Raw genomic sequence first — 26,782 nt, forward strand, 5'->3', positions numbered from 1 at the left:
TATGCGAACATTAGCAATTGGCGATATTCATGGAGGACTGAGAGGTTTAACCCAACTTTTAGAACGCGCTAAAGTCAATAAGGATGATAAGTTCATTTTTTTAGGTGATTATGTTGATGGTTGGAGCGAATCTGCACAAGTCATTCAATATCTTATAGAACTTTCAGAAAAAAATGAATGTGTGTTCATAAAAGGCAACCACGATATTTGGTGCGAAAAATGGCTGCAGCATGGTACGGCTCCACCAGTTTGGTTATACCATGGAGGAAAAGGCACCATTGAAAGTTATAAAGATTTTTCAAAGGAAGACAAACAAAAGCATTTAGAGTTTTTTCAGACTATGCCAATGTACTATATAGACAATCAGAATAGACTTTATGTGCATGCTGGTTTTACCTCAATGCACGGTGTTAAGGAAGAAAAATTTGATCAGAGCTTTTGTACGGACCGTACGCTATGGGAAATGGTACAGACTATGGATAAGCGTATAAAAAAAGATGCAGATAATTACCCAAACCGATTAAAGCATTATTCTGAAATTTACATCGGTCACACACCAACCTTGCGCAGTCACAGTTACGAGCCGATGAATAAAGCCAATGTTTGGAATGTAGATACTGGTGCAGCATTTACAGGTATGTTGTCTGCTATAGATATTGATACAAAAGAAATTTTTCAAAGTGATACGTTGCCGAAACTTTATCCTGATGAAGATGGGAGGAATGGCTAGTTGATACTAATTATGGATTGTTAAAAACTTTCGATAAAAAAGACAGCTCTAATGAGCTTCGCTCGCTATCTTCAATAAAAGCTATAGCTTCTATTTTGATAATCCTCAAGGGGACAATTCTAAAAAGAACCTTTGGACTAGTGTCCCCTTGAGGGGACTTTAGGGGTGTAAAGATGAATGAGTTTGATATTTAATCAACAAAGATGCCTTTTATAATAAGCCAGCATCTCATCCGCTGAAGCACCAAACCATTTCTTCACATAGATGGTCCAGAAGTGATATTGCACTTTCCAGACACCATGTTTATCATACATTCTGGCAGATGTTCTTAGCTTTTTATTGATGACTACAAATTCATTGCGTTTATAGAGTTCGTTAATTAAAATATTATCTTCATAGATGATATAATTTTCGTCATAACCACCTATTTCATCAAACAAAGCACGTGTTATAAATTGACTTTGGTCACCACCTCTACATGCACGCCAACTGAATTGCGTTAGCCAACTTGCTAATCGTAACCACCAATGGTTACTATCAAATTGTAGTCTAAAGCATCCTGCATTATTACCTTTATGGACTTCGTCAATAATAAATTTATCATATCTGTTTGGAGGAAAAGAATCGGCATGAAGAAAATATAGAATATCACCTTTAGCATGCTTTGCTCCGAAATTCATTTGTTTTGCCCTTCCTTTTTCTGAATCTAAAAGCACAATGTTTAAATCGAGAGATTTAACAATGTCTTTAGTGTCATCCGTACTGCCACCATCTACAACTATAATTTCTGAAATTGAATTTAACGACGCATTATCAATTAAATGATACAGTAAATCTTTAATGGTTTCAGACTCGTTTAAAACAGGAATTATAATGCTAATCATATAGTTACTTACGGAAATTACAAGATAATAGTTTTAATCGTTTAAATCCCAATTGTAGTCTTTGTAACTCTTCTTTGCAGATTCTGAAATGGTAACAGTAGTATATTGGTTCAGAAAATCAATTAAACTTCCATTTTGCTCAAAGTCTTTTTTAAACCACTTAAAGATTTTGGATAGTTTGATTTCGTCTTTTGAAATTTCATTTTTCGAAGTGTCAGCTAAAAATTCATTAGTGGCATTGGTTAATTGTTCTTCAAGTTTTGAAGCGGTAAAGGCTTCATTTTGAAGCTTGGGACAAGACACAGACGCACAAACTATGGCAAAATGAATACGTGGCTCGTCCATTTTACGTAATATTTCATGCTCAATATCGTTAAGGTTATACCATTTATCACCAAACTGCCATAAGCGTTGGTCCCAAGGGTCTTTAATGTCTTTTATGCTTTCTAAAGGATAATTTTTTAGGATTAAATCTACAGTCAAGGCGTTGTATGCGTTAATCCAGTAAGCCAATTTGTCGCCTCTATTCCAATCTTCAGTTGGAGTATTGTGTGTTAAATCATCGATATAAACACTTAATTCCGTAGGGTTATTTTTAAAGCCTTTATAATCTACATTTCCACTTTCAGTAACATATTTTTTTAATAATTTATTCCATCTGCTATGGTTGAAAGCTTCAGGTTTATAATCATCTACAACGTCGTCATCTTTTAATTTAGGAGGTTTTGGCGGTAAGGGTATTTCAACTTCTGTTTCATCAACTAAAGATCCTGGAGCAGGAGGTGCCTCAACAGCATCAGGCACTTCAGTTACAACTGGAACTTCCATAGTTTGTTCTGGTTGAGCTACAACAGTGTTTTTTGCACCACAACAAGCGCTGGTTAATAATGCTACTACTAAAATTGATAGATATTTCATGTGTATTGCTTCTATTTATGAGGTTTCTGTCTGCGGGAAAAAGCAGGATAAGCCTCCTGACGTAAAAAATCCTTAGGAAACGTTTCATCGCCTTCAAAACCTAATTCTATATCCCTTCCGTCGTGAGGGACATGGGCAGTTTTAAAGAGATAGTCCCAAAGACTTAAAGTTAGTCCGTAATTAACACCATACCTTGCGTGCTTTGGTAAAGCTTTGGCATGGTGCCAAATGTGCATTTTAGGGTTATTGAAAATGTATTTTAACTTGCCATAATCCCAACCTAAATTGGCATGATTTAAATGCCCAATAGCAATTGTGAAAAAATAAACGATGGCAACATCTTTTGCATCAAACCCACCAATTATAGCAATTGGAATATATAAAAGTGATTTGTAAACTACAGGCTCCATCCAATGGTATCGCAAATGTGCTGCAAAGCCCATTTCTTTTACAGAATGATGGACTTTATGGAAATTCCACAGCCAAGGTACACGATGTAAAAGCCTGTGTGTATTCCATTGTACGAAATCTGAAATGAGAAATAAAATGAGTAACCCAAGCCATAGAGGCAAGTCGTCCACGTCAAATAATTGAAAGCTTGAAATAGTAAGTCCCACTAAACCTAAAATATCATTGAATAGTTCTGCGGCAGTATTTGACAACGCAATGAGTACAATTAAATTCAACAAAAAGAAATTGAAAAACATGTAAAAGGTATCCAACCAAAAATCCTTCCTAAAAATAGATTGGTTTTTTCGCCAGGGAAAAACGATTTCCAAAACCCAAACCAAAAGTGAAATTATTATAAGACCATAAAAAAAGTTATCCCAATGGTTGAGGTCAATGAGCTCGTATTTGAGATAATTCCAATAATCTGAATAGGATTTTTGAAATATTTCAATGTATTTTTCCATTTTGGATAAATATACTTAATATTAAAATTGATAATTAATACCTAATTGGGCTCTCCATCTAGAATTTTCTGTATCTACTACCCATGGGGTATTATCGGTAACATTAAACTGATATGTTGGTTGGTTATTAACAATACCTCTAAAATTAAGTAAGCTAAAACTAGAATTAACAACATTTGGTACAAATACCAACTTTCCCCAATTTCTGTTAATTAAATTAAAAATATTAAAAACGTCTAAAGAGATATTTAATTTTTGATCTCCTTTTAAATCTATACCAAACTCTAGACGAGAATCTAACCTATGATTCCATGGTGTTTTTGCTCCATTTCGTTCTGCATATTGTCCGCGTCTAGATTTTAAATAATCATTGTTGTTAATATAGTTGTTAAGATTAATCCATTGTTCTTCAGCAGTTGTAACTATAGCTCCAGAGTTGTCTGTTATGTCAACTAAATTAATTTCGTCTGAGTTACGAGGGATATAAACTAAATCGTTTCTTGATGATCCGTCTCTATTAACATCTCCTTGATTAACAAATGTAAATGGACTGCCCGAAGTCCCATTGTATAATACTGAAATTGCTAGGTTGCTTTTGCCAGAAAGTTTAATATTATAATTATGAGATGATATAATTTTATGCCGTAAATCGAAGTTTGAAAAGGATAAACTAGGATTGTTACCATTAAGAGCTTGATTCCACTCAAAATTTGCTGCAGGTGAACTACGCACAGTACTTGATATGTCTTTACTTTTTCCGTAAGAATAACCTAGAGAACCATTGTAATTTTCAGTACGTTTTGATAAGCTTAAAGTCAAATTATAACGATAACCTTTATCTGTATTTGTAATTAAAAATACATTGGTAAAATTTGGGTTAATTTTTATAGCCTCACCTGTTTCTAAAAAATAAGGTCTATTATCAGCACCAGTAAAATTCCCAGTATTATTTTGTCTGTTTATTGATTTAAAGAATATGGCATTTTGTACATCAGTGTATGTGGCTTCAATAGTTAAGCCAAATTGATGAGGCAATTTAAAATCTAATGCTATATGTGTTTTCCAGTCACGAGGAAGTTCGAAGTTGTTATCAATTAAGTTAATTTCGGCAAGCCCAGGTTGTTGATTGGCTAAATCTTGAACATTTTCAACAATAGCAGTTGGTTCATTTGGTCTAATATCAACATTAAAATAATCAGTGCCAGAAATGTATTCAGCATATGCAAACCACAAATAAGGCATGCGACCTGTAAAGAAACCTGTCCCACCCCTAAACTTAATTTTTTTGTTTTCATTGAAATAATAATTAAACCCAATCCTAGGGTTTATGTGAGGTTTTGCGCTAATTTTATTGTCAAACCTGCTAAATTCAGGTGTGTTTTTAATTTCTTCACTTACTGGTAATTCTGTTAAAAATGCTTGGTTGTCTAACCTTATTCCACCAGAAATTGTGAGTAGGTCATTAAAACGAATCCGGTCTTGCACATATATACCTGTTGTTAAAACATCAATAGTAGCTGATGGTGTATTGCTTACAAAGTCAAAAGTGTTATTAGAGGTTCTGTAAACACCTCTAATTCTTGATGGTCTATCATTTAAGAAATCCTCTACTGATCTGTATTGCCAACGACCATTCCAAGCGGAAAGGAATCCATAGTCTATATCATTATATTGTATTAGTCCACCAATACTGAATGTGTGTTTGTTTTTAATAAATGTAAATTTATTGGTTAATTGAAGAGTATTAAGCTCTGTTTTATAAACAGAAGCCTCACGATATGTACCTGCAAAAATGCGATTAGAGGCATCTTGGATTTCGAGATGAGGAAAAACACGTCCATTAAAATCCCTGTCTTCTATTACTTTATTGTATCCAATTGACAACACATTAGAAGTAGTATTACTAAAATTAGCGTTCCATTCTGTAGTGAGGCTATTGGCTATACTATTGTGTCTATAACCTTGATTTCCAAAATTAAAGATTGACTCATTCCATTCTAGATTATCCGAAAAACCATTTACGTAATTATTACGGATTGTAAGTTTGTGTTTTTCTGAAATGTTATAATCTAAACGCACAAACAATTTTGTACTTGCAGTTTTTAGTTCAGAAGAAGTAAATGTTCCAGGGTCGTAGTTATAACGCTCTTTAAGTGTGTTAGAGATAAGTTCTACTGTATCAAAACTAATATTGGATGAAGAGCTCCCAGGTGCATTTAAAACAGGAAGATTATTAATAGCTTGTTCAAAATTCACAAAATAGAAGAGCTTATCTTCTTTTAGAGCACCTCCAATACTTGCACCAAATTGCACATCATAAAAATCCTGAACATCTTGCTTAATACCATCTGCAAATTTCCCTATAAGTATTTGATTGTTTCCAAATCCATAGACAGAACCCTTAGTTGTATTGGTGCCATTATTTGTAACAACATTAATATTGGCTCCAATAAAGTTTCCTATACTAAGGTCAAAAGGTGTTGTTTTTACTGACAATTCTTTAATAGCACCAAACGCTATAGGCTGGGTTTTGGCTAAACTTCCCGGTGAGCCATTTGCAGCTGATCCTGAAGCGCCACTTGCTGCTTCTTGAAAACCAATAACGTCATTATTAGCAATACCATCAATATTTAAATTGTTAAAACGATTACTTGCCCCAGCAAATGAATTTAAATTAGATTCTGGTAAATTTCTGGTTAGGTCTTGAATACTCCTTGTTATTGTCGGAGTTTGAGATATTAATCGTTTAGAGATGAGTTGTTCATTATCTTTTTGTAAATTATTTCTATCAACATTAATTATAATTTCGTCTAAAAGTTCATTGTTTTCTTTTAGAACAAAATCTTTTGTTGTCGTCACACCGAGATTAATCGTAACGTTTTCTAAAATTTCTGTTTTATAACCTAAATAGCTAACTTCAATTTTATAAGTACTTCCAGGAGGGATGTTGGATATTAGGTATAAACCCGAAATTTGCGAAATACTGCCATACCTGAAATTAGTTTCAGTATCTGTGACGATTATAGTTGCCGCATCTATCGGGTTATTTTTAGTGTCGATAATTTTACCCTCTATGCTGCCAGTAGTTTCTTGAGCATTTGTGATAGTTAAACAAAAAAGAAATAGAATTAAGCTTAAATTTTTGACCATAAAAGGAATAAATATGTTTTTTCAGGGTAGTTTGTATATAGAAAAATTGAATAGCTTGCCTGATTTGTATTAAATAAACTTAACATAACAGAACCTTGATATTAGAAGCTTGTTTTTTCAATAAGTCATTAAAAAAGTGTGGGTTTTAACAAGTACTTTCATAAAAAAAGGAACTTAAAGCTCCTTTTATCTATTGCTCTTTTCTAACAACACCCTCCACCATCGTAGTGGTAAGTAGATTCACTAATAAAGATATCATCTCTATTTAAACTAGTTAAAGCTCCAGCCGTTTTATCACAGATAGCCAAAGGTTGATTTTTCAAGAGAATATGGCCTTTTTTATCATCTACGTAATCTTCATCACCAAAATAAATTGCTGCTTTACCTGTAAAAACACAAGGACCATCTGCTGGCATTGGGTCTTTGATAGCTGCTACTTCAATAGATTCTATGTAAATAAGCTCGTCTGTATTGTAGTGCTTAGGGTCTAGAATTCTGTAAGGTTTGCGTGCTCTAATTTCAATAGTGCCAAAACCTGCATCAGTTAACATCTTTACATATTCAGCAATGGGTAAACTTCCACTTAAACAAAGCGCACGTAATCTGTCATCGTTACGCAATTCATCATTCATAGGTTGCTCACAAGTTGGGTCGCTCATTACCAATCTGCCGTGTGGTTTTAAAACACGGTACATTTCTGCAATGGCTTTCTTCAAATCATCAGCTTTAAAAATATTGAACAAACAGTTTTGTGCTGCAACATCGATGCTGTTATCTTCAATAGGAAGATTCATGGCGTCGCCTTTTTTAAGCTCAACAAATTCCGATTTAAACCAATCGTTTTGCTCTTCAGCTACTTTAAAGTTTTTACGGGAAGCTTCTAACATTTCATCAACTACATCAACACCAATAACTCCACCTTTTTGTCTATTGAAATATGAAAATTGTAACAATTCCATACCACCACCAACGCCAACATATAGCATTTTTGGGTTATTGGTTAAATCTCTTGCATGCACTGTAGAACCACAGCCATAGTTCATCTCTTGCATAATTTTAGGGATTTTTAATCCTGGTAATTCCCAAATAGGATTTGTAGTACAGCATAAGCCAACATCTGGTGTTAGTGCTGCTTCTTTGTAAAGGTCGTTTGTTGCTTCTAAGTAACTCATTTTTTTTATTATTTGTCATTGCGAGGAACAAAGTGACGTGGCAATCTCATTAAGCAGATTCCTTCACTTCGTTCGGAATGACGTTATAGGGTTTTTATCAATTCTTTAAATAACGTAATCATATTAGGCTCAGCTTTTCCTGCCATTGCAATAATTTCGGCAATATCCACTGGTTTTAGATTATCTGGGTCGCACTCATCGGTTAAAACAGAAATAGCTGCAGCTTTAAGGCCTAAGTGATTGGCTACAATTATTTCGGGTACTGTACTCATGCCAACAGCATCTGAACCAATAATTTTTAGCATTCTGTATTCTGCACGCGTTTCTAGTTGTGGTCCTACGACTGAGGCATAAACCCCTTCATGCAATTTTATATTATTTGCTTTAGCAATACTTTTAAACTTCGAATTTATATCTAAATCATAAGGAGCGCTCATATCTGTAAATCGCTCTCCTAAATCTGAAACTCCTTTAAATGCTAATGGCGAACCGCCTTGAAGGTTAATGTGGTCATCAATTAACATCAACTCTCCTTTTTTGAAATCTAAATTTATGGCGCCAGCTGCATTAGAAACCAATAAGGTTTTTATGCCAAGTTTTTCCATAATCCGAACAGGAAACGTTACATCTTGTAAGGTATAGCCTTCATACACATGAAAACGTCCTTGCATCACTACCACTTTTTTCCCGCCTAAGTTGCCATAAATTAATTTGCCTTTATGAAACTCTACGGTTGCTGTTGGGAAATTTGGGATATGATTATAACTCGCTTCGGCAATGATGTCAATGTCATCAATCAACTGCCCTAAACCAGTACCTAGAATGATACCAACTTCTGGATTTTCAAAACCTTTACTTTGAAGGTATTCTGTACTTTCAATAATAAATTTAATCATTAAGCTGTTGTATTTTTTCTTGTAGTTTTTGATTGTTTTTATAAAAGTCTGAAGCGATTAAATCGTCATAAGTATCAATATCATTGAGGGTTTCAAGAATCCCCACTTTAGTTTGTTTTTCTTGTAATTCTTGAAGTGTAAGTTCTAATAGGTTAGCTTGACTCCAAGGTTTGTTTTTAAAGATTAATTCTTCCATTTTAGACATTCCGACAAGATAATAACCGCCATCTTCCGCAGGTCCGAAAACCACGTCATTAGTTTTCAATGCATCAAGACCATTTTCAATATGAGTTGAATTGATATCTGGTAAATCAGAACCAATCAATACGATTCTTTTATAACCAGATTGAAAGCCATCCTTAAAAGCATTGAGCATGCGTTCCCCTAAATCAATTCCTTTTTGAACAGTTTTAAATTCATTTTCCCATTGCGTATCCACCACAGCATTAGAAAAATAAATACGTTTGTCTATATCTAAAGCTTCCGTTGCTTTTTCTGTGATTTTAACCAATTCTGAATACACCTCAAAAGCACCATAGTCGCCAATGGTTTTGGCGAGTCTGGTTTTTACGGTTCCTAATTTTATGTTCTTTACAAACACAATGACAAGCGCATCAGTCATATATCTTATTTCCTTTTAATAGCCATTTGCTCCATGCTTTGGAAAAGGCATGTACGTTATCTGTTTCACCTTCGGAATTATAAACCGAAAAGGCGTTGTTTTTCCATTCAAAAATACCACCAAATAAATTATAAACATTAGTGTAGCCAGCTTTTTGAAGTTGTTCTGCAATATCTTCTGAACGAATACCTAATGAACAATACACGATGATGGTTTGTTGTTTGTCATTAAGTTGTTGTGTCGTTTCTTCTAAGTTGAAGTCGTTATAACCAACATGCATGGCATCCTTTATATGACTAACTTCATATTCTGCAGTCTCTCTAGCATCCAAAAGCACAGCTTCCGTTTTAGGCATTGCCAATTCTTGTACAGAGATATAAGGCACAGTTTCAGAATTATGGCGTTTTAGTAATTCTGATAAACTGTCTTGCGAAAATCCAATGCTCGACAGAAAAAGGGTGATATACAGAAAAAGTTTTTTCATATTTTGAGTTTTCCCCTCTGGGGAATTAAAGGGGCTTTATGCCACACTTCCTTGACAGCTACTTCCTGCACCAGCCGCACAACCATAGCAATGTTGGGAAATTACAATATTTCTGCCCTCGAGAAGCTCTTCGTTATATTCTGAAATGTGTTTTACTTTGCTATTCACAGGCAATTCTAACATCTGATTAAAATCACAATCAAATAAATACCCATCCCAACTTACAGAAAGCGTATTGGTGCACATCACGTTTTCCACCGCAGCCGGATTATAAGCCTCTACCAATTGATACATGTAATCTTCATAATTTTCTGAAGCTATTAAATAATCCAAGAAACGTGCAATTGGTAAATTCGTTATAGCAAAAAGGTTATGAAATTGAATATTGAAATCTTCTAATAAAGCCTTTTTAAAATCCTTCTCCATAGAGGCTTGGTCACCTGGTAAAAATGCTCCAGATGGATTGTAAACCAAATCTAATCTTAAATCAGAATCTGGCATGCCATAACCTACCGCATTCAGTTCTTGTAACGCTTTTATCGATTTGTCAAAAACACCATCGCCTCTTTGTTTATCCGTTTTTCCACGTGTCCAATGTGGCATAGAACTTACAACATGGACGTTGTGCTTTTTAAAGAAATCTGGTAAATCGTAGTACTTTTTGTTCGCACGAATAATAGTAAGGTTAGAACGTACAATGAAGTCTTTAATACCTGCTTTTGCAGCTTCTTCTACAAACCATCTAAAATCAGGATTCATTTCTGGTGCACCACCAGTTAAATCCAAAGTATGTGCTCCAGTATTTTTAATAACCTCGAGACATTGACGCATGGTATCGCGAGTCATAATTTCTTTTCGGTCTGGACCAGCATCAACATGGCAATGCTCACAAACCTGATTGCACATGTAACCAACATTGATTTGAAGTATTTCGAGCTTTTTGGCTTTTAAGGGAAACTGATTCGTTTCAGAAATCTTTTTCTTAAACGTTGGCAATTCACCATTTTGAAAAATTCCATTAGAGAGAATTTCAAGTTGTTTGTTGCTTTTCGCTAGTTCGCTTCCTTGTTTTTTTAGGGATTTTGTTGCTGTCGCCATTAATCTGTTTCGGGTTTGTTATGCTTATTTAATTTTATGCGTATTGGTTTTTTTCCTCTGGGAAAATAAAAAGGGGCTTTTTTATCCGTCTAATTTATTCACTTTATTCATCATTTGTACACCATGCACTAAAGTTGCTCCGCTTTTTATAGCAGCACCAACATGTATGGCTTCCATCATTTCTTCTTTAGTAACACCACGTTGAAGTCCATCTTTGGTATAGGCATCGATACAATATGGACATTGTTCCGTATGTGCAACGGCTAATGCAATCAAGGATTTTTCACGTGCAGTTAATGCTCCTTCTTCAAACACTTTACCGTAATAGTCAAAGAATTTATTGCCGAGCTCTTCACTCCATTCCGTAATTTTTCCAAATTTTCTTAAATCTGCTGGGTCGTAGTATGTTTTAGACATTTGTAAAGTGTTTCAGTTCGTTATATTACCTACGTATTTTTTAGGTATTGGGTTTTAGGTCGAAAAATAAACCCAAACTTAACAGAAAAATAAGGAGAATGCTAATTTATTTTAAGCAGGTGTACTCTGGATGGATTACACTAAAAAACCTTACTTTTAGTTCTTCTTTTTCTAAATAAAATGAAAAACTGGATAGAACTTTTATCAGAATTTAAAGAAAAGCGACAACCTGTGGCTTTGGTTACCGTAACCAAATGCTCAGGCTCAGCACCTTGCGTGGTGTCTTCTCGTATGATTGTTACTGAAGATAAATCTATTTTTGGTACCATTGGAGGCGGAAAATTAGAATATAAAGCCATTGATCAAGCCATAGTAGCTTTAAGGGAAAACAGAATCATTGAATCATCGTACACCTTAGGACCAGATTTTGCTCAATGCTGTGGAGGTGTTGTAGAATTTATAATAGAACCCATGAATCAATCACCAGAATTGCATCTCTTTGGTGCAGGACACATCGGAACCGAAATCGCCAACCTTCTTGTAGGGACACCTTTTAAAGTAAAACTGATCGATTCGAGACCTGATTGGTTTTCTGAGTTTGATATTCATGAAAGTATAGAACAATGCCAGGTAAAAGAACACGATTTTAAAACTTTTAGGGACACCATCACTTGGGGAAAGAATTGCTATGTGTTGGCGTTGACGCATAACCATGCTATAGATTTTGATATTGTCGCCATGGCACTGGAAAATGAAACCAAATATTTAGGTTTAATAGGCAGTAAAACCAAAAAAGCACGCTTCAATAATATGCTCATAAAAGAAATGGGAATTGAAGATGGCATGAAGAATGTGGTTTGCCCAATAGGATTGCCAATAGGTGGTGATACTCCAAAAGAAATTGCAATTAGTGTTGTGGCACAATTGCTTCAGGTGCATTATAATTCTACTGTTTCTACAGATGAAGAATAACAAATTAATCATTGATAGATTGACTGCCCTTTGGGCATTAAACGAGTCTGGTTTAGGGGGTTTTTTGCATGTTTTTAGTACGCCATTTACGGGGTTAATCGTGGGTGGGATCGCAATTTTATTGATAAGCTTAATTGCCTATTATGCAGAAAACAAATGGCAAGCCATATTAAAAGCGCTTGTTATTGTACTAATTATAAAAATGGCTGTAAGTCCATATTCACCTATTGGAGCCTATGTTGCTGTGAGCTTTCAGGCCATATTTGGAGCGTTTTTGTTTTCTAACTTTTCTTGGAAAGGTGCAGCGATTATCGTTTTGGGAATCGTCACCTTTTTAGAATCAGCACTTCAAAAATTACTGATATTAACGATTGTTTACGGTACAGAAGTTTGGGAAGCCATTAATATTTATGGGAAGTGGGTGCAAAGTAAATTGAATTTTGTTTCAGAAACCACCACATCGACTTACCTCATTAGTCTGTATCTGATTGTTTATGGAGTTTGTGGATTGCTCGCAGGCATTTTTATCAGAAACATTATTAAAATAATATCAAAAAAGAAGGAAACGGAGTTTTATTTAAATACTCAGTTAGACGCTATTGAAACTGGTAAGAGCAAAAGGGCTTTCAAAACGAAAGTGATCTGGTTGTGGTTGATTACGGTAGCAGTCATCGTATTAGCCTTTTCATTTTTCGACGGAGACTTATTTGGTTGGCAAAAAGCAGTTTACATTTTAATGCGAAGTTTTTTAATTCTGATGCTTTGGTACTTAGTTATTGGTCCTTTTCTTTTAAAAATGGTTCGTAAGTATTTAAACAAAAAAGAATCGCAATACAAAGAAGATATTACTAATGCTATGGATTTGTTTCCGTATTTCAGACAGATTGTTTCATATACTTGGAAAGACACCAAACATCTAAAAGGTTATACACGCTTCAAACATTTTATGGCAGATAGCATTTCCAATTGTATGCATTTTAAAGTGCCTTCAGAATGATTTATATTTTAACTGGAGATATTAGAACTGGTAAAACAACTGCACTTTTAAACTGGATTGAAGGTAGAGCAGATGTTGATGGTGTGTTGTGTCCAGATAGTGAGAATGGGAAGCGTTATTTTTTGAATATAAAAACTAAGGAGGAGTATTTTCTTGGTACTAATCTTGAAACAGAAGAAAACAAAATAATTTCGATAGGACCATTTCAATTTTTAAAGTCTTCGTTTCAAAAAGCGAATAATTACTTATTAGAAGCTAATGAAAAAAGAGTCTCTAAATATTTAATCATAGATGAACTCGGGAAGTTGGAACTGAAATATAACGGCCTACATGATTCAGCTAAAGTTTTGATTCCAAAATATGAAAAGAAAAAAGACCATCATTTAATTCTCGTAGTTCGTGAATCTTTGTTTGATGATATTTTGGAACATTATAATATTTCTGAATATTCTGTTTTGAAAAAAGATGGCTTAAGACTATTTGATTAGACCTCACAGGTTTCAAAAACCTGTGAGGTCTGAGCTTTGGCTTGTCAACCAAAAAAAGTCTCACTCAAAGCATAATAAATGGCCATTAAAGCAGAAAAAACTGCACTTCCCAAAAACCGCCATTTCAACTTAAATCGATTCTGAATGATATAATTGGCGATAAACGAAATCAAAATATTAGCTAAAAATGACCAAAAAGCAATTTCCAATATATTTCGACCAATAGCATCAAACTGACCAGAAAATAGCTTAATAAACAGTAAATGTCTGGCAATCCATAGTGGGTTAAAATATAAAATAGCTAATGCGGTTTTGGTTAATGTGGCTTTTATACCTTTTAAAAATTGTGTCTTACGTACAATCCAATCAAAATAATTAGGAATTTCAAAGGCATAAACTGTTGCACCAATAAACATCATTCCTAATAAGCGTGTAAAGGAGAATTCATCTAACAAAAGTGCAGCAATAGTGTCACCAGCACTGTAGATTAGTGCGCCTTTTAGGATGTTTTGTTTTTTGTAGTGTAGTGAGATATTCTTGTTTGTTTATAGTCTCACACCCCTAAAGTCCCCTCAAGGGGATATTCCCATGAATAAACTTTGAACTATTGTCCCCTTGAGGGGACTTTAGAGGTGTTATTTAAATATTATTTTTCTCATACAATCCCATCAAAACTTTCTCAGGTGTCATTGGCGCATGAAACTTCATTTTATAATTAGGATTAAACGCTTTAATTGCATTCTGAATCGCAAAATAAGCACCAATACCGTACATTAAAGGTGGCTCGCCTACAGCTTTTGATTTTAGTATTGCCAATTCATGACCTTTGGTTTCTAACGGTACAGTTTCTACAATCTTCGGTACCGAAAATATATCTGGAATCTTATAGGTTGATAAGGCGTTTGATAATAATTTTCCTTCGTCATTATATGCGATTTCTTCCATCGTCATCCAACCGATACCTTGAACTAGTGCACCTTCAACCTGACCTAAGTCAATGCCTTTACTCATGCTTTTTCCATAATCATGAACAATCTTAACCGAATCAAATTCATAAGTGCCACGAGTACAATCTACGGTTGTAGTGATGATGGCAGTTCCATATACATGATAAGCAAAAGGATGGCCTTTTTCTTTGGTTTTATCAAAATGGATTTCTGGTGTGGCGTAATGCGCATTTTCAGTCAAAGCCACACGCTCTAGCATGGCCATACTGATAAGTTGTGTCCATTCGAGTTGCGTTTTTTCATCTTTAACATATACGAATTCATCTTTTAAAGTGACCTGTTCAGGTATAACCTTGAGGTATGTGGCTGCAACAGTTTTCAATCGTTTTAATAGTGCTTTGCAGGCTTTTAAGGTTGCCTTTCCATTTAAATCTGCTGTTGAACTTGCTGCAGAAGGAGAGGTGTTGGCAACGCGAGTGGTGTTGGTGGTTTCAATTTTAATTTTTTCAATAGGAACAGAAAACACATCAGCAGCAATTTGCATCATTTTTGTGTTGACACCTTGTCCCATTTCTACGGCTGCTGTGCTTATGCCAACACTTCCATCGAGATAAATATGAACCAAAGCACGTGCATGATTCATAGGTGTGTTGGTAAACGAAATGCCGAAGCAAATAGGCATCAAAGCCATACCTTTTTTATAAGCTGAGTTTGAATTATTGAATTCTTCAACTTCACGCTCTAGGGCTTCAATATTATAAATCGACGTTGCCGATTCCCACGAGTTTTTAGCTTCCACTTTTTTAGCAATTTGCCCATAGGAAAACACATCGTTTTCATCTAACAAATTAGCTTCCTGAATGGCTCTTGGTCTCACTCCAATGTCATGTGCCGCTTTTGCAATAGCAGACTCTATCACAAACATCCCTTGAGGACCGCCAAAACCACGAAAGGCTGTGTTTGGTGGTAAATTGGTTTTGCAACTCGCTACAGTAACATTGACATTAGGGACGTAATAACTATTCGTCGCATGGAATAAGGTGCGTTCTGCAACTGCAGGAGACAAATCGGCTGCTGCACCAGCATTTTGCAGAAATTCTGCTTCATAAGCTAAAATCTTCAAATCTTTTGATAATCCGATTTTATAGGTGCTTTCATAAGGGTGACGCTTACCTGTCATACGTAAATCGTCATGGCGATTGAGTATCAATTTTACCGATTGATTCAAATGGTAAGTCGCCAAAGCAGCCATGACAGCCCAAGGTGTGGCTTGGTCTTCTTTGCCACCAAATCCACCACCAAGTCTTGTTACATCCACTTCAATTTTGTGCATAGCCACTCCTAAAACTTGTGCTGTTGTTCTTTGTACTGCAGTAGGACCTTGTGTTGATGAGGTGATTTTTATAGTTCCGTTTTCCAACGGTTCAGCATAAGCACCTTGTGCTTCAATGTATAAATGTTCTTGTCCGTTTGAGAAGGTTTCACCTTTAAAAACATAGTCACAATCCTTGAACGCTTTCTCAGGATCTCCCAATACAAATGAACGTGGTTTTGTAATGAGACTGCCTTTTTCTTTGGCTTGTTTCCCTGTGGTAATGACTGGTAATTCTTCAATTTCAATAGCGATTAAACTTCTTGCTTTTCTGGCAATGAATTCCGTTTCGGCAACAATCAATGCGATCGGCATGCCCCAAAAATGGACTTCTTCTTCCGCAAATAATGGTTCATCTGGTATAATACCACCAATCTGGTTTTTTCCTGGAATGTCTTTATAGGTAAAAATACGTTCAACACCTTCCAACGATTCGGCTTTAGAATAATCAACAGACTTTATTTTTCCATGAGCTTTAGGCGAATCAAAAACTACGGCATGAAACGTTCCTTGTCTAATATTGACATCATCAACGTACAGCGATTCGCCTCGAACATGCGTATAGGAGTCCAGATTCTTAATGCTCTTTTTTAAAGCGATAGAAACAGCATCTAGTTGAGAATCCAAGGTGTTATTTGATTTGTTTTTATGCATGCTGTACAAAATCGTTTAAGGTGAATTGCTTTGGGAAAAGCTCTGTGAAATGGGCAAAAAACAACTGTCTTCCCAGTAAGCGTTTATAGTCGCTTGACCCACGAACATCACTAATTGGTGAAATTTCATTTTGAAGTATATCACTGGCTTCCAAAATGATTTCTGAAGTCAATGATTTTCCGTTTAAAAATGCTGAGGTTTTGTGCAAATATTTAGGAATAGCTGCAACACCTCCAATAGACACATGAGCCTCTTGAATTTTTTCGTTTTCTACAGAAATATGTATGGCAGAATTCACACTTGCGATATCTAAATGGGTTCGCTTGCAGACTTTTTCGAAATTGAAATATGAATCTTTTGTTGGGAGTTTAAAGCTTATGGTTTTGATAAGTTCTCCATCCTTTAGATCATAAGTTTTATAATCTTGATAAAATTCTTTAAGCGGCAATTGTCGTTCTTTATCAGCAGGATTAATAATGGTGATGTCACTGTTTAAGGCTAAAAAGAAAATGGTCATATCTCCAATAGGTGACGCATTAACCAGATTGCCGCCAAAGGAAGCCATATTTCTAATCTGCTCTGAAGAGACTAGTTTAAGATGTTTTTTTAGGTTAGGAAAATAGCTATTAAGTTCTGTATGATTCCACAAATCTGTAACTGTAGAATTAGCGCCAATGTTGCAAATTCCATTATTGATTTCAATACCTTTTAAAAAGCTTTTTTCTTGAATCAGATGAACGGAATTGTCAATTAAGTTATCGGCTTGTTGAACATATAAATCCGTTCCGCCAGCGACATATTTGCCTTTGGGTTGGTCAAGGTCATCAGCTTCAATAGCCTTTAAGTGTTTTGGAATACCTTCAAAATATTCAGGAATAAAACCGTTTTCAATCAACCATTTAAAGGAATTTTTCTCTTGATTTTCAAGTGTTTCTACCACTTGGTATGCTGCATTTTCAATAGACTTATAACCCGTACATCTACAGATGTTACCACTGATAGCATCAAGAGCTTTATTGTAATTCTTATCAGAATTTGAGATTGCAAAACCAGTCAATGCTACGACAAAACCAGGTGTGCAAAATCCGCATTGCGTGGCGTAATTGGCTTTCATGGCTTCTTGAGCAGTGGTTAATTTATCTTTTAAGTTTGTACCTTCAACCGTTACTATATGTTTTCCATGTGCGTTTCCTAATGGTGAAATGCATGAGGTGATACTTTGGTAAGAGATGGTATCATTTTCTAGAGTTCCAACTAAAACTGTGCAAGCACCGCAATCGCCTTCGCGACAACCGATTTTGGTTCCTGTTAGACGTTGTTCGTAGCGCACAAAGTCTAGTAAAGTCATACCAGAATGGGCTGAGGTTTTAATGGTTTTGTTATTTAGGATGAAGGTTATCATTTACTTGCATACTTTTATTTACCGTTATCAATAAATGACTTAAATTCATTTTCTATTTTATTCACCATATTAATAAATCCAATTTGAGTTAGTGAAGTCATATCTTCGATATCTTTATGTTTGATACATTTTGTTTTGTTAAAAGCATCAAGACCTAAGACTCTAAACATTAAAATAAATCCCATTAAATCATAATCAATACATAGCCAGTGTTTTTTTTATATTTTTTCCTAAAATGATTTACCTTCTTCTTAGTATATCCTAATTCTTTTAATTCATTTCCCCAATTATAATTTAAACTTTTATTTCTCATATTAATTCCTAGAATTTAATACTCAGTCTTATCCTCTTTCTTAGCCCATTCTTCAAATGGCTCCAAAGCAATCTCTCTCGCTAACTGCTCAAAAGGGATGCTTCGTTTTTCGTATGGCAAAGGAATTTCATTATAGATAAACTCATCATCAAAGCCAATGTTAGCCGCATCTACTTGATTACTTCCGTAATACACTTTATCTGGTCGTGCCCAATAAATAGCACCTAAGCACATTGGGCAAGGTTCGCAAGAGGTGTAAATTTCGCAACCATCCAATTGAAAGGAACTTAAGTTTTTGCAGGCATCTCTAATGGCGGTCACTTCGGCATGTGCTGTTGGGTCATTGGTTGAGGTGACTTTGTTGTTGCCTCTACCTACTATTTTTCCATCTTTTACCACAACGCAACCAAAAGGGCCACCTTCATTATTTTTCATACCTTTTAAAGCAGCGTTTACTGCTTCTTTCATGAATTGTTCTTTTTTATTCATTTATTTAATTTCTTTCAATTTTTTAAACCCATCCCTAGCCCTTCCTGAAGAAGGGAACACAATTTAGGTTATTTAAAGTTATGTTTCAAAAATTCGTTTGCATTTATAAAAAGTAAACGGTCGATGATTTCTTGTGCTGAAATTTGATTTTGAGCCTGTAGGTTTGATCTATTTTCTTTCAAATAAGCCTCAGCTTTTTCAATCAAATAAGGTTTAATGTCTGCTATGTTTTCTGCTGTCCAAAGCCCTTTTATTGGATTTATTATACCATCGAAATCAGAGCCTATAGCAACGGTTTCCCAACAAAATAACCCGTTTTTATCTAAAAGTTCTGCGATGTGTTGGACTTGGTTCCAGATTAATTGCGATTTGTTTCTTGAGCGTCGTTTTTTACTGGGCCAGTAAATGCGAGAGCTTCTTATGGCTTTTTTGCTTCCAATGCGTCGTTCGTCCAATTGCAATCCAAAAATGCCTTTAGATTTTGCAATAAGCAGGATTTCAGAATCATAAAAATTGACATCAATATCGCTAAATGCTTTACTGAGTTTTGAATCTGATTTGTCCCATTCTACAATACTACGTTTTCCATTTACAGCTCCGTGACTGACTATTATTGGAATATTTTGACTGGCATATTTGGTATCTAAAAGTTGGTAATAGGTTTTTCGGGATGCAGTGCTCATGTGTTTGACGTCAATCAGTATGCGCTTTCTTTGTGAATTGTCTAGCAACTTATCAATGATCTTAAAGCCCAATTCCGTTATGTCTGAATTGAGTCCTCGGTTTTGTTGTTTTTTTATTAAACCTATGCTAATACTTCTGGCATGACCGCAGATTTCGTTGTAAAAGTGATGCGCTAAGGTGATAAAAAATGGTTTGTGTTCCCAGTTTTTCACGGTTTCGATATTGTTTAAAACCGTTGTTTCATCTGCTGTGTTTTTATCTCTGTGCAATCCGGTTTCAAAGGCATGTGCTCCTTCAATCGTATTAACTACACTGATTATTTTTCTTGTTTTAGTTGAACTATTGATGTTGTTTTCAATATCAGCATAATTGTTGACCAGTCTATAGGTAAAGGTGATGCCATCAATAATCTGAGCCATGTTATGCAACTGCATGTAGTAGTTGTATTCGTCCTGTAAATCTTGAAAATAACTATTGTGATTCCGTAAATTATCAATTCGTTTTTGACTTACACCAGCAGCAAGATTCACCAATAAATCTGGAATAAACTTAAAGCCCAACATCTTTTCCTTTAGGAAATGTTTTTCAAAAGGATAGAGGGACATCACTACGATATTACAGTTGGCTTTTGCCAATGTGGTCATATCAGTTTGGGTGAACTTGGTCAAAGTGAGTAGTCTGCTGACTTGGCGTTCCAGAAAATTTGGTGGACTGTAATGCCATATCGAATTTTTTCTACCGCTATTAAGGTGATTCTGTTTTTGTGGCTGGTATTTAAAACTCTTACCATAAGGCTTTAATGATGGATGGCAGTGTAAATCTACATACGAAGGCTTCATACTTCTAAATTACGTATTATTCTAGAATTATCAGTTGTCTTTGAAAACCAAAAACCCAACTCAATTGAGATGGGTTTTTGGTTATTGTGAATACAGCTGTGTTTATTCTTTAGTTTGGGCTAAAAAGCTACTTCTACAGGACATAAATGACCTCCTGTTTGTGTTGATCCAGATACAACTTCTAAACTGCCTACTAATAAACCTGGGCCAATAATCTGAGAGCAATCTGTAGCCAGTTGAGCGACTTGTTCATTATCTATAAAAACGATGAGATCGCTACTGAAATTGCCATCTGAAGCATTCCCAGAGATAGTAAACAATTCATCTATCTCAACAGTGTCGTTAAATAGAATATCACCGTTAAGAGTTTCAATTCTAACAGCTGATTCTTGCGATGCACCAATATATCTAAATGTTAGTTCTACAATATTGCTATCACACTCAACACATGGTTCTTCTGTTTCTAATTCAAGCGAAATGTTATCAATAGCTCCAGAATTATTCATTATAATTTCCATGAATGCTACACCAAAAGTAGAGTTAAGATCAACAGTTGTTTTTGAATTATCGCCACCTGGAGTAATATTAGTACTAAAGATTACGTTTGCTTCATTATCGTATAAATTAACAATGGTAGGGTTAGAAGCTGCTTCAATATCTAAAATATCAAACGAATTTAGAGTAACATTATCATTAGCACTAAAGTTAAATACAAAGCTGGCACCTATTTCTAAAATATCATCAGGATCATTTTGATCTAAATCTTCAGAAAGAATAAGGACGTTTCCTAATGCAACATTATTACTAGCACCACCATTTCCAATTCCTGGTCCACCATAGATTTCATTTGGAGTGCCAATATCAAAATCACCTCCTGTAGGGTTTGATGAGTCAAAAATCATCGCTGCATTACTATCGGGAAAAGCCATGGTAATACCTTCAACTTGCGCATTTTCGAAAGAATCTGTAATCAGTATTTCTGACACAATGTCTCCAGGGCTAAAATCTTCAAAATCAATTATAAACGATTCTATAGTTGAAAATTGATATTCAGAATCATACCTGTAGGTTGTTGTGTTTAAATCTGAATTTGATAGTGATTCGGTTTCACAGGCAAACACAAGGAATAGTAGTGCCAATGAAATAAAGTATAACTTTTTCATGGTAGATTAAGTTTTAAGGATTTGGATTAAGAAAATTAAAGAAAAAGTTATTTGTAATGGTTTTTTTAACGTAAAAACCGTTGAAACGAATACAATTTGTAATAATATGCTTACTATCAGGTGTTTTTGGTCTTTATATTTAAACTTTATAACCAAAAAACCCGATTCAATTGGATGGTCCCGTAACTTCAGGATTGATGGTGGTGCCAAAGGAACATAAGTCGAACTGTTCTCATAAAGATTTACAAAGCTTAATAATTGACTTTACAGCATATAATAAAAAACAGCAAATATTTTATCGTTATTTATAAGGTATTAAGGAGCTTTAAATAGTCATAATTATTTAAGGGAATACCCTGATTTTTCACAAATCAAGGAAAGCCCTTACTCTTTCAAGACTTTCAAATGCTAACTTGCATTCAAGTAAAACCAACACAATTTAAGTTATGAAAAATATATACTTTTTATTGCTACTACTTACCTGTTCTAGTTCTTTGATAATAGCTCAGACTGTTCATATAGTTGATAATAATCAAGGGTCTGCTGCACCATATACCAATGTACAGGATGCTGTAGATGCGGCTGCTGATAATGACATTATTTATATTCAACCTTCGCCAAACAGTTATGGAAGCATACAAATGACCAAGCCGTTAAAAATATATGGTCTTGGGTATAAACCTGAGCTCAATTCAGGACAAAGAGCATCGGTTTCCAATGTCGCATTTAGACACGGAAATGCCTCTGGCTCTGAAATATCTGGGTTGAATATTACTGAAATCTATCTAGACAATACAACTTTTGAAAATCATGATGTATTAATCACCAATAATAGAATCAGAACTATTTTTGGAAATAGTTCAACCTCAAACGCAAACAATGTCATCATTGCTGGAAATGTCTTTATTACATGGTCATTTTCTATTGATAATAATAACTCACAAAACTGGATCATATCCAACAACCTATTTGCAAAACAAACTACAAGCTCAACTAGTTACATTTTTTCGAGGCTCAAGAATTCAACTATATTGAGTAATAATATAATTTGGTCTACACAAAATGGGGACACTAACCAATCAATAAGTGTATTTAATGCTTGCAATGGTACCCAAATAAGTAATAATATTTTTCTCTTTACAGGGACTAATTTAGTTAATATGAATTTAGGTTCTAATTCGGCATTAAGCTATCAGAATAATTTAACCTATAGCCTTAATACTACTTTAGATGCCTTGTCTGGTTCAAATAATATTGACAATACCGATCCGCAGTTTGTAGCTTACACCATAGGCTCATCTTTAGAAAGTGCCTCTAACGACTTTAATATACAAACAAGTTCGCCTGCCGAAAATGCAGGTACAGATGGCAATAACCTTGGTGTGTACAATGGGCTATTTCCTTTTAGTCAAAGAGGGTATCCTACCGAATTGCCATACTTAACGGATTTTGTAATATTCAACAATATTATTAGTCCTGGTGAGACCTTGGATATCAACATAAAGGCCAACGCAAATATTAATGATTAGTAAATATGGATACAATGAAACAATCACTATTCTTAATAATTCTATTACTTGCATTCGGCTACGGCAAAGCTCAAATTACTTCAGCTGAATATTTTATTGACACAGATCCAGGTGTGGGTAATGGTATAGCCTTGACCGTTACGGGTAATGTTATAGATTCCGATTTTAGTATACCCACAATTGGGCTTTCTGCTGGTATACATAAACTTTATATACGCGTAGAGAATGCTGACGGAAATTGGAGTTTATACGATAAAAATGTGTTTTATATTCTTCCCGATAATACTAATAACACAAACATAACAGGTGCCGAATATTTTATAGATACAGATCCTGGCGTTGGTAATGGAACAGCACTATCGGTTTCAGGTAATATTGTAGATATGGACTTCGACATACCTACATCTGGTTTACCTGATGGGATTCATAAACTATGTATACGCCTTATCAATGAAGATAACACTTGGAGTTTGTATGATTGCAATGTGTTCTATGTAAGTGAAAATAATTCCAATACGGCATTAATCACATCAGCTGAATACTTTTTTGATATTGATCCAGGTTTAGGAAATGGAGCACCGATAGATTTAGACAATACTGAAGATTTAAATGAAGACCTAACAATAGATGTGCCAGTAGATTTACCAGATGGTGATCATTTTTTGTACGTGCGTGTTCAAAACACAGATGGTACATGGAGTTTGTATACCATATCTGAAATGTTATCGTCGTTATCTAACAATGATTTTGAATTGCAAGGATTCAAATTCTACCCTAACCCTGTGAAAGACATATTGTATTTTGATTTGAATAATCAGGCTATCACTGAAGTGAAAATCATTGATTTGCTCGGGCAGGTTGTCTTTCAAAGTAATGCTTCGTCTAATCACATTGATCTGCGAAATCTGGGTTCAGGGACTTATTTAATGCATCTCAAAACTGATAAAGCTCGTATTTCTAAAAAGATAATCAAACAATAAATCATTATCTTTAAGACAGTTAGTAATCAGTCAATATTTTGAAAACTTTCGTACTATATATTTTGCTGTTGCCATTGGGTGTTTTAGGACAGCAAAACAAGCAAACGGTCCAGAAATACAAGGACAGCATTTCTTCGGAATTAAAAAAAATAATTTCGGATAGCTTGCGTGCTGAGAAATACTACAAGGAAGCTAACTATACAATGCGTAGACTTAACGACTTAAAATTGGGTCGTATCTATCTTGACAGTGCTTTTTTCCTTGCAAATAAAAAGAAACTCAAAAAATTAGAGGCACAATGCCATTTTACATATGGTGTTCTGGAGCGTTTTGAAGGCAACTATAAAAAAGCACTCAATCATTTAGATAGCAATATGCGCTATTTTAAGAACGATTCTACGCTAGTGTCATATGCCCTGTTTCAAATAGGTGTCATACATGATGAAATGGGTGATTATGAAAAAAGCTTAAAAACATATTTAGAGATTTTAAAAATTTTTGAGGCTAAAAAGGACTCTTTTGCCATTGCCTCAACATTAAATAGCATAGCGGTTGTTAATGGGCAATTGGGACAGAATACAGAAGCTATAGATAATTTTAAAAGAGCGACAATTATTTTTGAAAAGCTTGGTAACCAGCGTGATGTGTCAAATACTTTAAAAAACATTGGTGAAATGTATTTGATTGAAAATGATATACAACAAGCTAGAGCTTATTTAGATCAATCACTTAAAATTGCAAATGAACTTGACGAAATACATATTAAAAGTTTGGTCATGCATACCTTGGGCAAAACCTATTTGGAAGACAATCCTCAAATTGCTTACAGGTATTTAACCGAAACTGAGGAAATACTAAAAGATACGAAGTTTGAGAATTTAAAGATTAGTGTTTACAGGGACTTGGGACACTATCATAAATTGCAGAGAAACAGCCCAACTGCTATTCAGTATTATAAAAAAGCATTAGAAATTGCCAAAATATCTCATGATTTGGCAGGTCAGAGAGATCTCAACAAAAGCTTATCTGACATATACCTGCAGTTGAATAGTTTGGATAAGGCGTACGATTACCAAAATACATATATCAAATTAAAAGATTCCCTTCTTAATGAAGAGAAATTAAAGTCCTTAAACCAATTACAAATTCAATTTGAAACCGAAAAGAAAGAGAAAGAAATCATTGCTCAAGAATTGAAACTCCACAAACAAGAAGAAGCCTATCAAAAAAAGCAAACCCAATATAATTATATGACTGTCATTTCCTTGTTTTTGCTTTTTACATCAATTCTGATATTTTTTGGTTTCAAACAACGTCAAAAACGTAAAAACCAAGAGATTTTAGCACTTAAACGCCAACACCAAATCAAAACTTTAGAAGCACTAATTGAAGGAGAAGAAAATGAACGGGTTAGAATAGCCAAAGAACTTCATGATGGAGTTAATGGCGATTTATCGGCCATCAAATACAAGTTGTCATCGTTATTGGAAATGAATAATAAAGTCATTATGGAGGCCATCACAATGATTGACAATTCTTGTAAACAAGTACGAGCTATTTCCCATGATTTAGTGCCACCATCGTTAGAAAATTTTAATCTCGTTGAAGCTGCTGAGGTGTATTGCAACAATCTCAATGAAACCAATCCGTCAACAGAAATTGTATTTCAGCACATGGGTGATGACATCGATTTACCTAAAAAGGCAGAAATTAATATCTTTAGAATTGTACAAGAACTTGTGACCAATGCTATAAAACATGCCAAGGCATCAGTTATTAATGTGCAAATTAGTAATCGTAATAACCATATTCAAGTTACTGTGGAGGATGATGGTATTGGTTTTAATAAGAATGAAGCGAAATCGAACGGTATTGGGTTGAGTAATGTGCAATCCAGAGTAGACTATTTAAACGCTTCCATAGATTTAATTTCGAATAAAAATGGAACTTCATACACCATAGATATTGATAAAGAAAAACTTAATGAAGATTAAAGTTGCCATAACCGATGACCATGAAATGGTGCTACAAGGCATTGTTTCTATGCTTGAAAGTACTTCGGAACTGGAATTTGTTGGTACTTATAAGAATGCTAATGAAACCCTTAGTAATATAGAACATGATAATCCAGATATATTACTTCTGGATATCAATTTGCCAGATATCAACGGCATCGATTTAAGCAAACAGCTTTTAAAAAGACACGAAGAACTAAAAATAATTGCCCTAACCAATTTTGAGGACATTTCTTTTGTAAGGAGAATGTTTAAAAATGGAATTCATGGTTATTTATTAAAAAATACTGATAAATTGGAATTGATAAATGCTATGAAAACTGTTCTCTCAGGTGAATTGTTTGTTCAAAAGGATATTCAAAGAAAGCTTTTGATGCCGTCCACAAAAAAAAGAACCAACAATGATTTGAAAACAAATTTAACAAGAAGAGAGCAAGATGTCCTAGTTGCAATTTCCGAGGAACTGACCACTCAAGAAATTTCAGAAAAACTCTTCATCAGTCCAAAAACAGTTGAAACGCACCGTATGAATATAATGAGCAAACTAGGGGCAAAGAACAGTGTAGGAATTATTAAGATTGCTATGGAAAGTGGGCTGTTATAATTTTTTAAATTTCAGAAATAAATGCTAATAGGACTATTGAATACATTCT

The 26,782-nt window shown here is 34.6% G+C and carries 24 protein-coding genes; 8 read left to right on the forward strand and 16 right to left on the reverse strand.

Annotated features, from left to right (window positions below; translation table 11 throughout):
• The first annotated feature begins 1 nt into the window (after position 1).
• Positions 2-730 (forward strand): metallophosphoesterase family protein, encoded by a 729-nt coding sequence (locus SIB89_RS11835; RefSeq protein ID WP_412559936.1) that lies wholly within the window; start codon positions 2-4, stop codon positions 728-730.
• A gap of 194 nt (positions 731-924) precedes the next feature.
• On the opposite strand, the gene SIB89_RS11840 is transcribed toward SIB89_RS11835, so the two are convergent.
• From SIB89_RS11840 to SIB89_RS11885, 10 genes are all read right to left on the reverse strand, one after another.
• Positions 925-1,614, reverse strand: a complete 690-nt coding sequence (locus SIB89_RS11840) for a TIGR04283 family arsenosugar biosynthesis glycosyltransferase (RefSeq protein ID WP_412559937.1) — start codon at positions 1,612-1,614, stop codon at positions 925-927.
• Between the two features lie 33 nt (positions 1,615-1,647).
• Positions 1,648-2,532, reverse strand: a complete 885-nt coding sequence (locus SIB89_RS11845) for a DUF547 domain-containing protein (protein ID WP_412559938.1) — start codon at positions 2,530-2,532, stop codon at positions 1,648-1,650.
• Positions 2,533-2,543: 11 nt separating this feature from the next.
• The gene (locus SIB89_RS11850) at positions 2,544-3,446 is read right to left on the reverse strand and encodes a sterol desaturase family protein (RefSeq protein WP_412559939.1); all 903 of its coding nucleotides are present in this window, start codon (positions 3,444-3,446) and stop codon (positions 2,544-2,546) included.
• Between the two features lie 21 nt (positions 3,447-3,467).
• Entirely contained in the window at positions 3,468-6,596 is a 3,129-nt protein-coding gene (locus SIB89_RS11855) for a carboxypeptidase regulatory-like domain-containing protein (RefSeq protein ID WP_412559940.1), read from the reverse strand.
• Between the two features lie 203 nt (positions 6,597-6,799).
• Positions 6,800-7,768 carry an arsenosugar biosynthesis arsenite methyltransferase ArsM gene (gene arsM / locus SIB89_RS11860; RefSeq protein WP_412559941.1) on the reverse strand — a complete coding sequence of 323 codons (969 nt, stop codon included), beginning with the start codon at positions 7,766-7,768 and terminating at the stop codon, positions 6,800-6,802.
• A gap of 83 nt (positions 7,769-7,851) precedes the next feature.
• On the reverse strand, positions 7,852-8,664 hold the full coding sequence (locus tag SIB89_RS11865) for a purine-nucleoside phosphorylase (RefSeq protein WP_412559942.1): 813 nt from the start codon (positions 8,662-8,664) through the stop codon (positions 7,852-7,854).
• Complete coding sequence (locus SIB89_RS11870) at positions 8,657-9,286, reverse strand: TIGR04282 family arsenosugar biosynthesis glycosyltransferase (RefSeq protein WP_412559943.1); 630 nt, start codon at positions 9,284-9,286, stop codon at positions 8,657-8,659. The genes SIB89_RS11865 and SIB89_RS11870 overlap by 8 nt, the downstream gene beginning before the upstream one ends.
• The gene (locus tag SIB89_RS11875) at positions 9,279-9,770 is read right to left on the reverse strand and encodes a rhodanese-like domain-containing protein (protein ID WP_412559944.1); all 492 of its coding nucleotides are present in this window, start codon (positions 9,768-9,770) and stop codon (positions 9,279-9,281) included. The genes SIB89_RS11870 and SIB89_RS11875 overlap by 8 nt, the downstream gene beginning before the upstream one ends.
• A 36-nt stretch (positions 9,771-9,806) precedes the next feature.
• Positions 9,807-10,868 (reverse strand): arsenosugar biosynthesis radical SAM (seleno)protein ArsS, encoded by a 1,062-nt coding sequence (gene arsS / locus SIB89_RS11880; RefSeq protein WP_412559945.1) that lies wholly within the window; start codon positions 10,866-10,868, stop codon positions 9,807-9,809.
• An 81-nt stretch (positions 10,869-10,949) separates the two neighbouring features.
• A complete protein-coding gene (locus tag SIB89_RS11885; protein ID WP_248724107.1) occupies positions 10,950-11,285 on the reverse strand; it encodes an arsenosugar biosynthesis-associated peroxidase-like protein in 336 nt (111 codons plus the stop codon).
• Positions 11,286-11,465: 180 nt separating this feature from the next.
• Here SIB89_RS11885 and xdhC point away from each other — a divergent pair, with 180 nt between their 5' ends.
• The 3 genes from xdhC to SIB89_RS11900 are packed head-to-tail and all read left to right on the forward strand — an operon-like array spanning position 11,466 to position 13,742.
• A complete protein-coding gene (gene xdhC / locus SIB89_RS11890) occupies positions 11,466-12,257 on the forward strand; it encodes a xanthine dehydrogenase accessory protein XdhC (protein WP_412559946.1) in 792 nt (263 codons plus the stop codon).
• Complete coding sequence (locus SIB89_RS11895) at positions 12,247-13,254, forward strand: hypothetical protein (protein WP_412559947.1); 1,008 nt, start codon at positions 12,247-12,249, stop codon at positions 13,252-13,254. Before xdhC ends, SIB89_RS11895 begins: the two co-directional genes overlap by 11 nt.
• Positions 13,251-13,742: a nucleoside-triphosphatase gene (locus tag SIB89_RS11900; protein WP_412559948.1), complete on the forward strand. Its 492-nt coding sequence runs from the start codon at positions 13,251-13,253 to the stop codon at positions 13,740-13,742. The genes SIB89_RS11895 and SIB89_RS11900 overlap by 4 nt, the downstream gene beginning before the upstream one ends.
• Before the next feature lie 44 nt (positions 13,743-13,786).
• Here the strand turns inward: SIB89_RS11900 and SIB89_RS11905 are convergent, their stop codons facing one another.
• The 6 genes from SIB89_RS11905 to SIB89_RS11930 all read right to left on the reverse strand — a co-directional run bounded on the left by SIB89_RS11905 (position 13,787) and on the right by SIB89_RS11930 (position 21,605).
• Positions 13,787-14,197, reverse strand: a complete 411-nt coding sequence (locus SIB89_RS11905; protein ID WP_412559949.1) for a hypothetical protein — start codon at positions 14,195-14,197, stop codon at positions 13,787-13,789.
• 184 nt (positions 14,198-14,381) lie between these two features.
• Complete coding sequence (locus tag SIB89_RS11910) at positions 14,382-16,715, reverse strand: xanthine dehydrogenase molybdopterin binding subunit (RefSeq protein ID WP_412559950.1); 2,334 nt, start codon at positions 16,713-16,715, stop codon at positions 14,382-14,384.
• A complete protein-coding gene (locus SIB89_RS11915; RefSeq protein ID WP_412559951.1) occupies positions 16,708-18,117 on the reverse strand; it encodes an FAD binding domain-containing protein in 1,410 nt (469 codons plus the stop codon). Before SIB89_RS11915 ends, SIB89_RS11910 begins: the two co-directional genes overlap by 8 nt.
• Before the next feature lie 328 nt (positions 18,118-18,445).
• Complete coding sequence (locus SIB89_RS11920) at positions 18,446-18,919, reverse strand: nucleoside deaminase (RefSeq protein ID WP_412559952.1); 474 nt, start codon at positions 18,917-18,919, stop codon at positions 18,446-18,448.
• 68 nt (positions 18,920-18,987) lie between these two features.
• A complete protein-coding gene (locus tag SIB89_RS11925; RefSeq protein ID WP_412559953.1) occupies positions 18,988-20,442 on the reverse strand; it encodes a peptidase M19 in 1,455 nt (484 codons plus the stop codon).
• Between the two features lie 119 nt (positions 20,443-20,561).
• Positions 20,562-21,605: a hypothetical protein gene (locus tag SIB89_RS11930; protein ID WP_412559954.1), complete on the reverse strand. Its 1,044-nt coding sequence runs from the start codon at positions 21,603-21,605 to the stop codon at positions 20,562-20,564.
• Positions 21,606-22,051: 446 nt separating this feature from the next.
• Between SIB89_RS11930 and SIB89_RS11935 the strand changes: the two genes are divergently transcribed.
• Genes SIB89_RS11935 through SIB89_RS11950 form a run of 4 tightly spaced genes read left to right on the forward strand, consistent with a single transcriptional unit; the run spans position 22,052 to position 26,733 of the window.
• Positions 22,052-23,134, forward strand: coding sequence for a hypothetical protein (locus SIB89_RS11935; RefSeq protein WP_412559955.1), 1,083 nt, complete (start codon positions 22,052-22,054; stop codon positions 23,132-23,134).
• A gap of 14 nt (positions 23,135-23,148) precedes the next feature.
• Positions 23,149-24,114, forward strand: a complete 966-nt coding sequence (locus SIB89_RS11940; RefSeq protein WP_412559956.1) for a T9SS type A sorting domain-containing protein — start codon at positions 23,149-23,151, stop codon at positions 24,112-24,114.
• A 38-nt stretch (positions 24,115-24,152) separates the two neighbouring features.
• Positions 24,153-26,108 (forward strand): tetratricopeptide repeat protein, encoded by a 1,956-nt coding sequence (locus SIB89_RS11945; RefSeq protein WP_412559957.1) that lies wholly within the window; start codon positions 24,153-24,155, stop codon positions 26,106-26,108.
• Positions 26,098-26,733, forward strand: a complete 636-nt coding sequence (locus SIB89_RS11950) for a response regulator (RefSeq protein ID WP_412559958.1) — start codon at positions 26,098-26,100, stop codon at positions 26,731-26,733. The genes SIB89_RS11945 and SIB89_RS11950 overlap by 11 nt, the downstream gene beginning before the upstream one ends.
• The last annotated feature ends 49 nt before the right edge of the window (positions 26,734-26,782 follow it).

The sequence above is a fragment of the Winogradskyella sp. MIT101101 genome (genome assembly GCF_047126865.1).
In the GTDB taxonomy this organism is placed as follows: domain Bacteria; phylum Bacteroidota; class Bacteroidia; order Flavobacteriales; family Flavobacteriaceae; genus Winogradskyella; species Winogradskyella ouciana.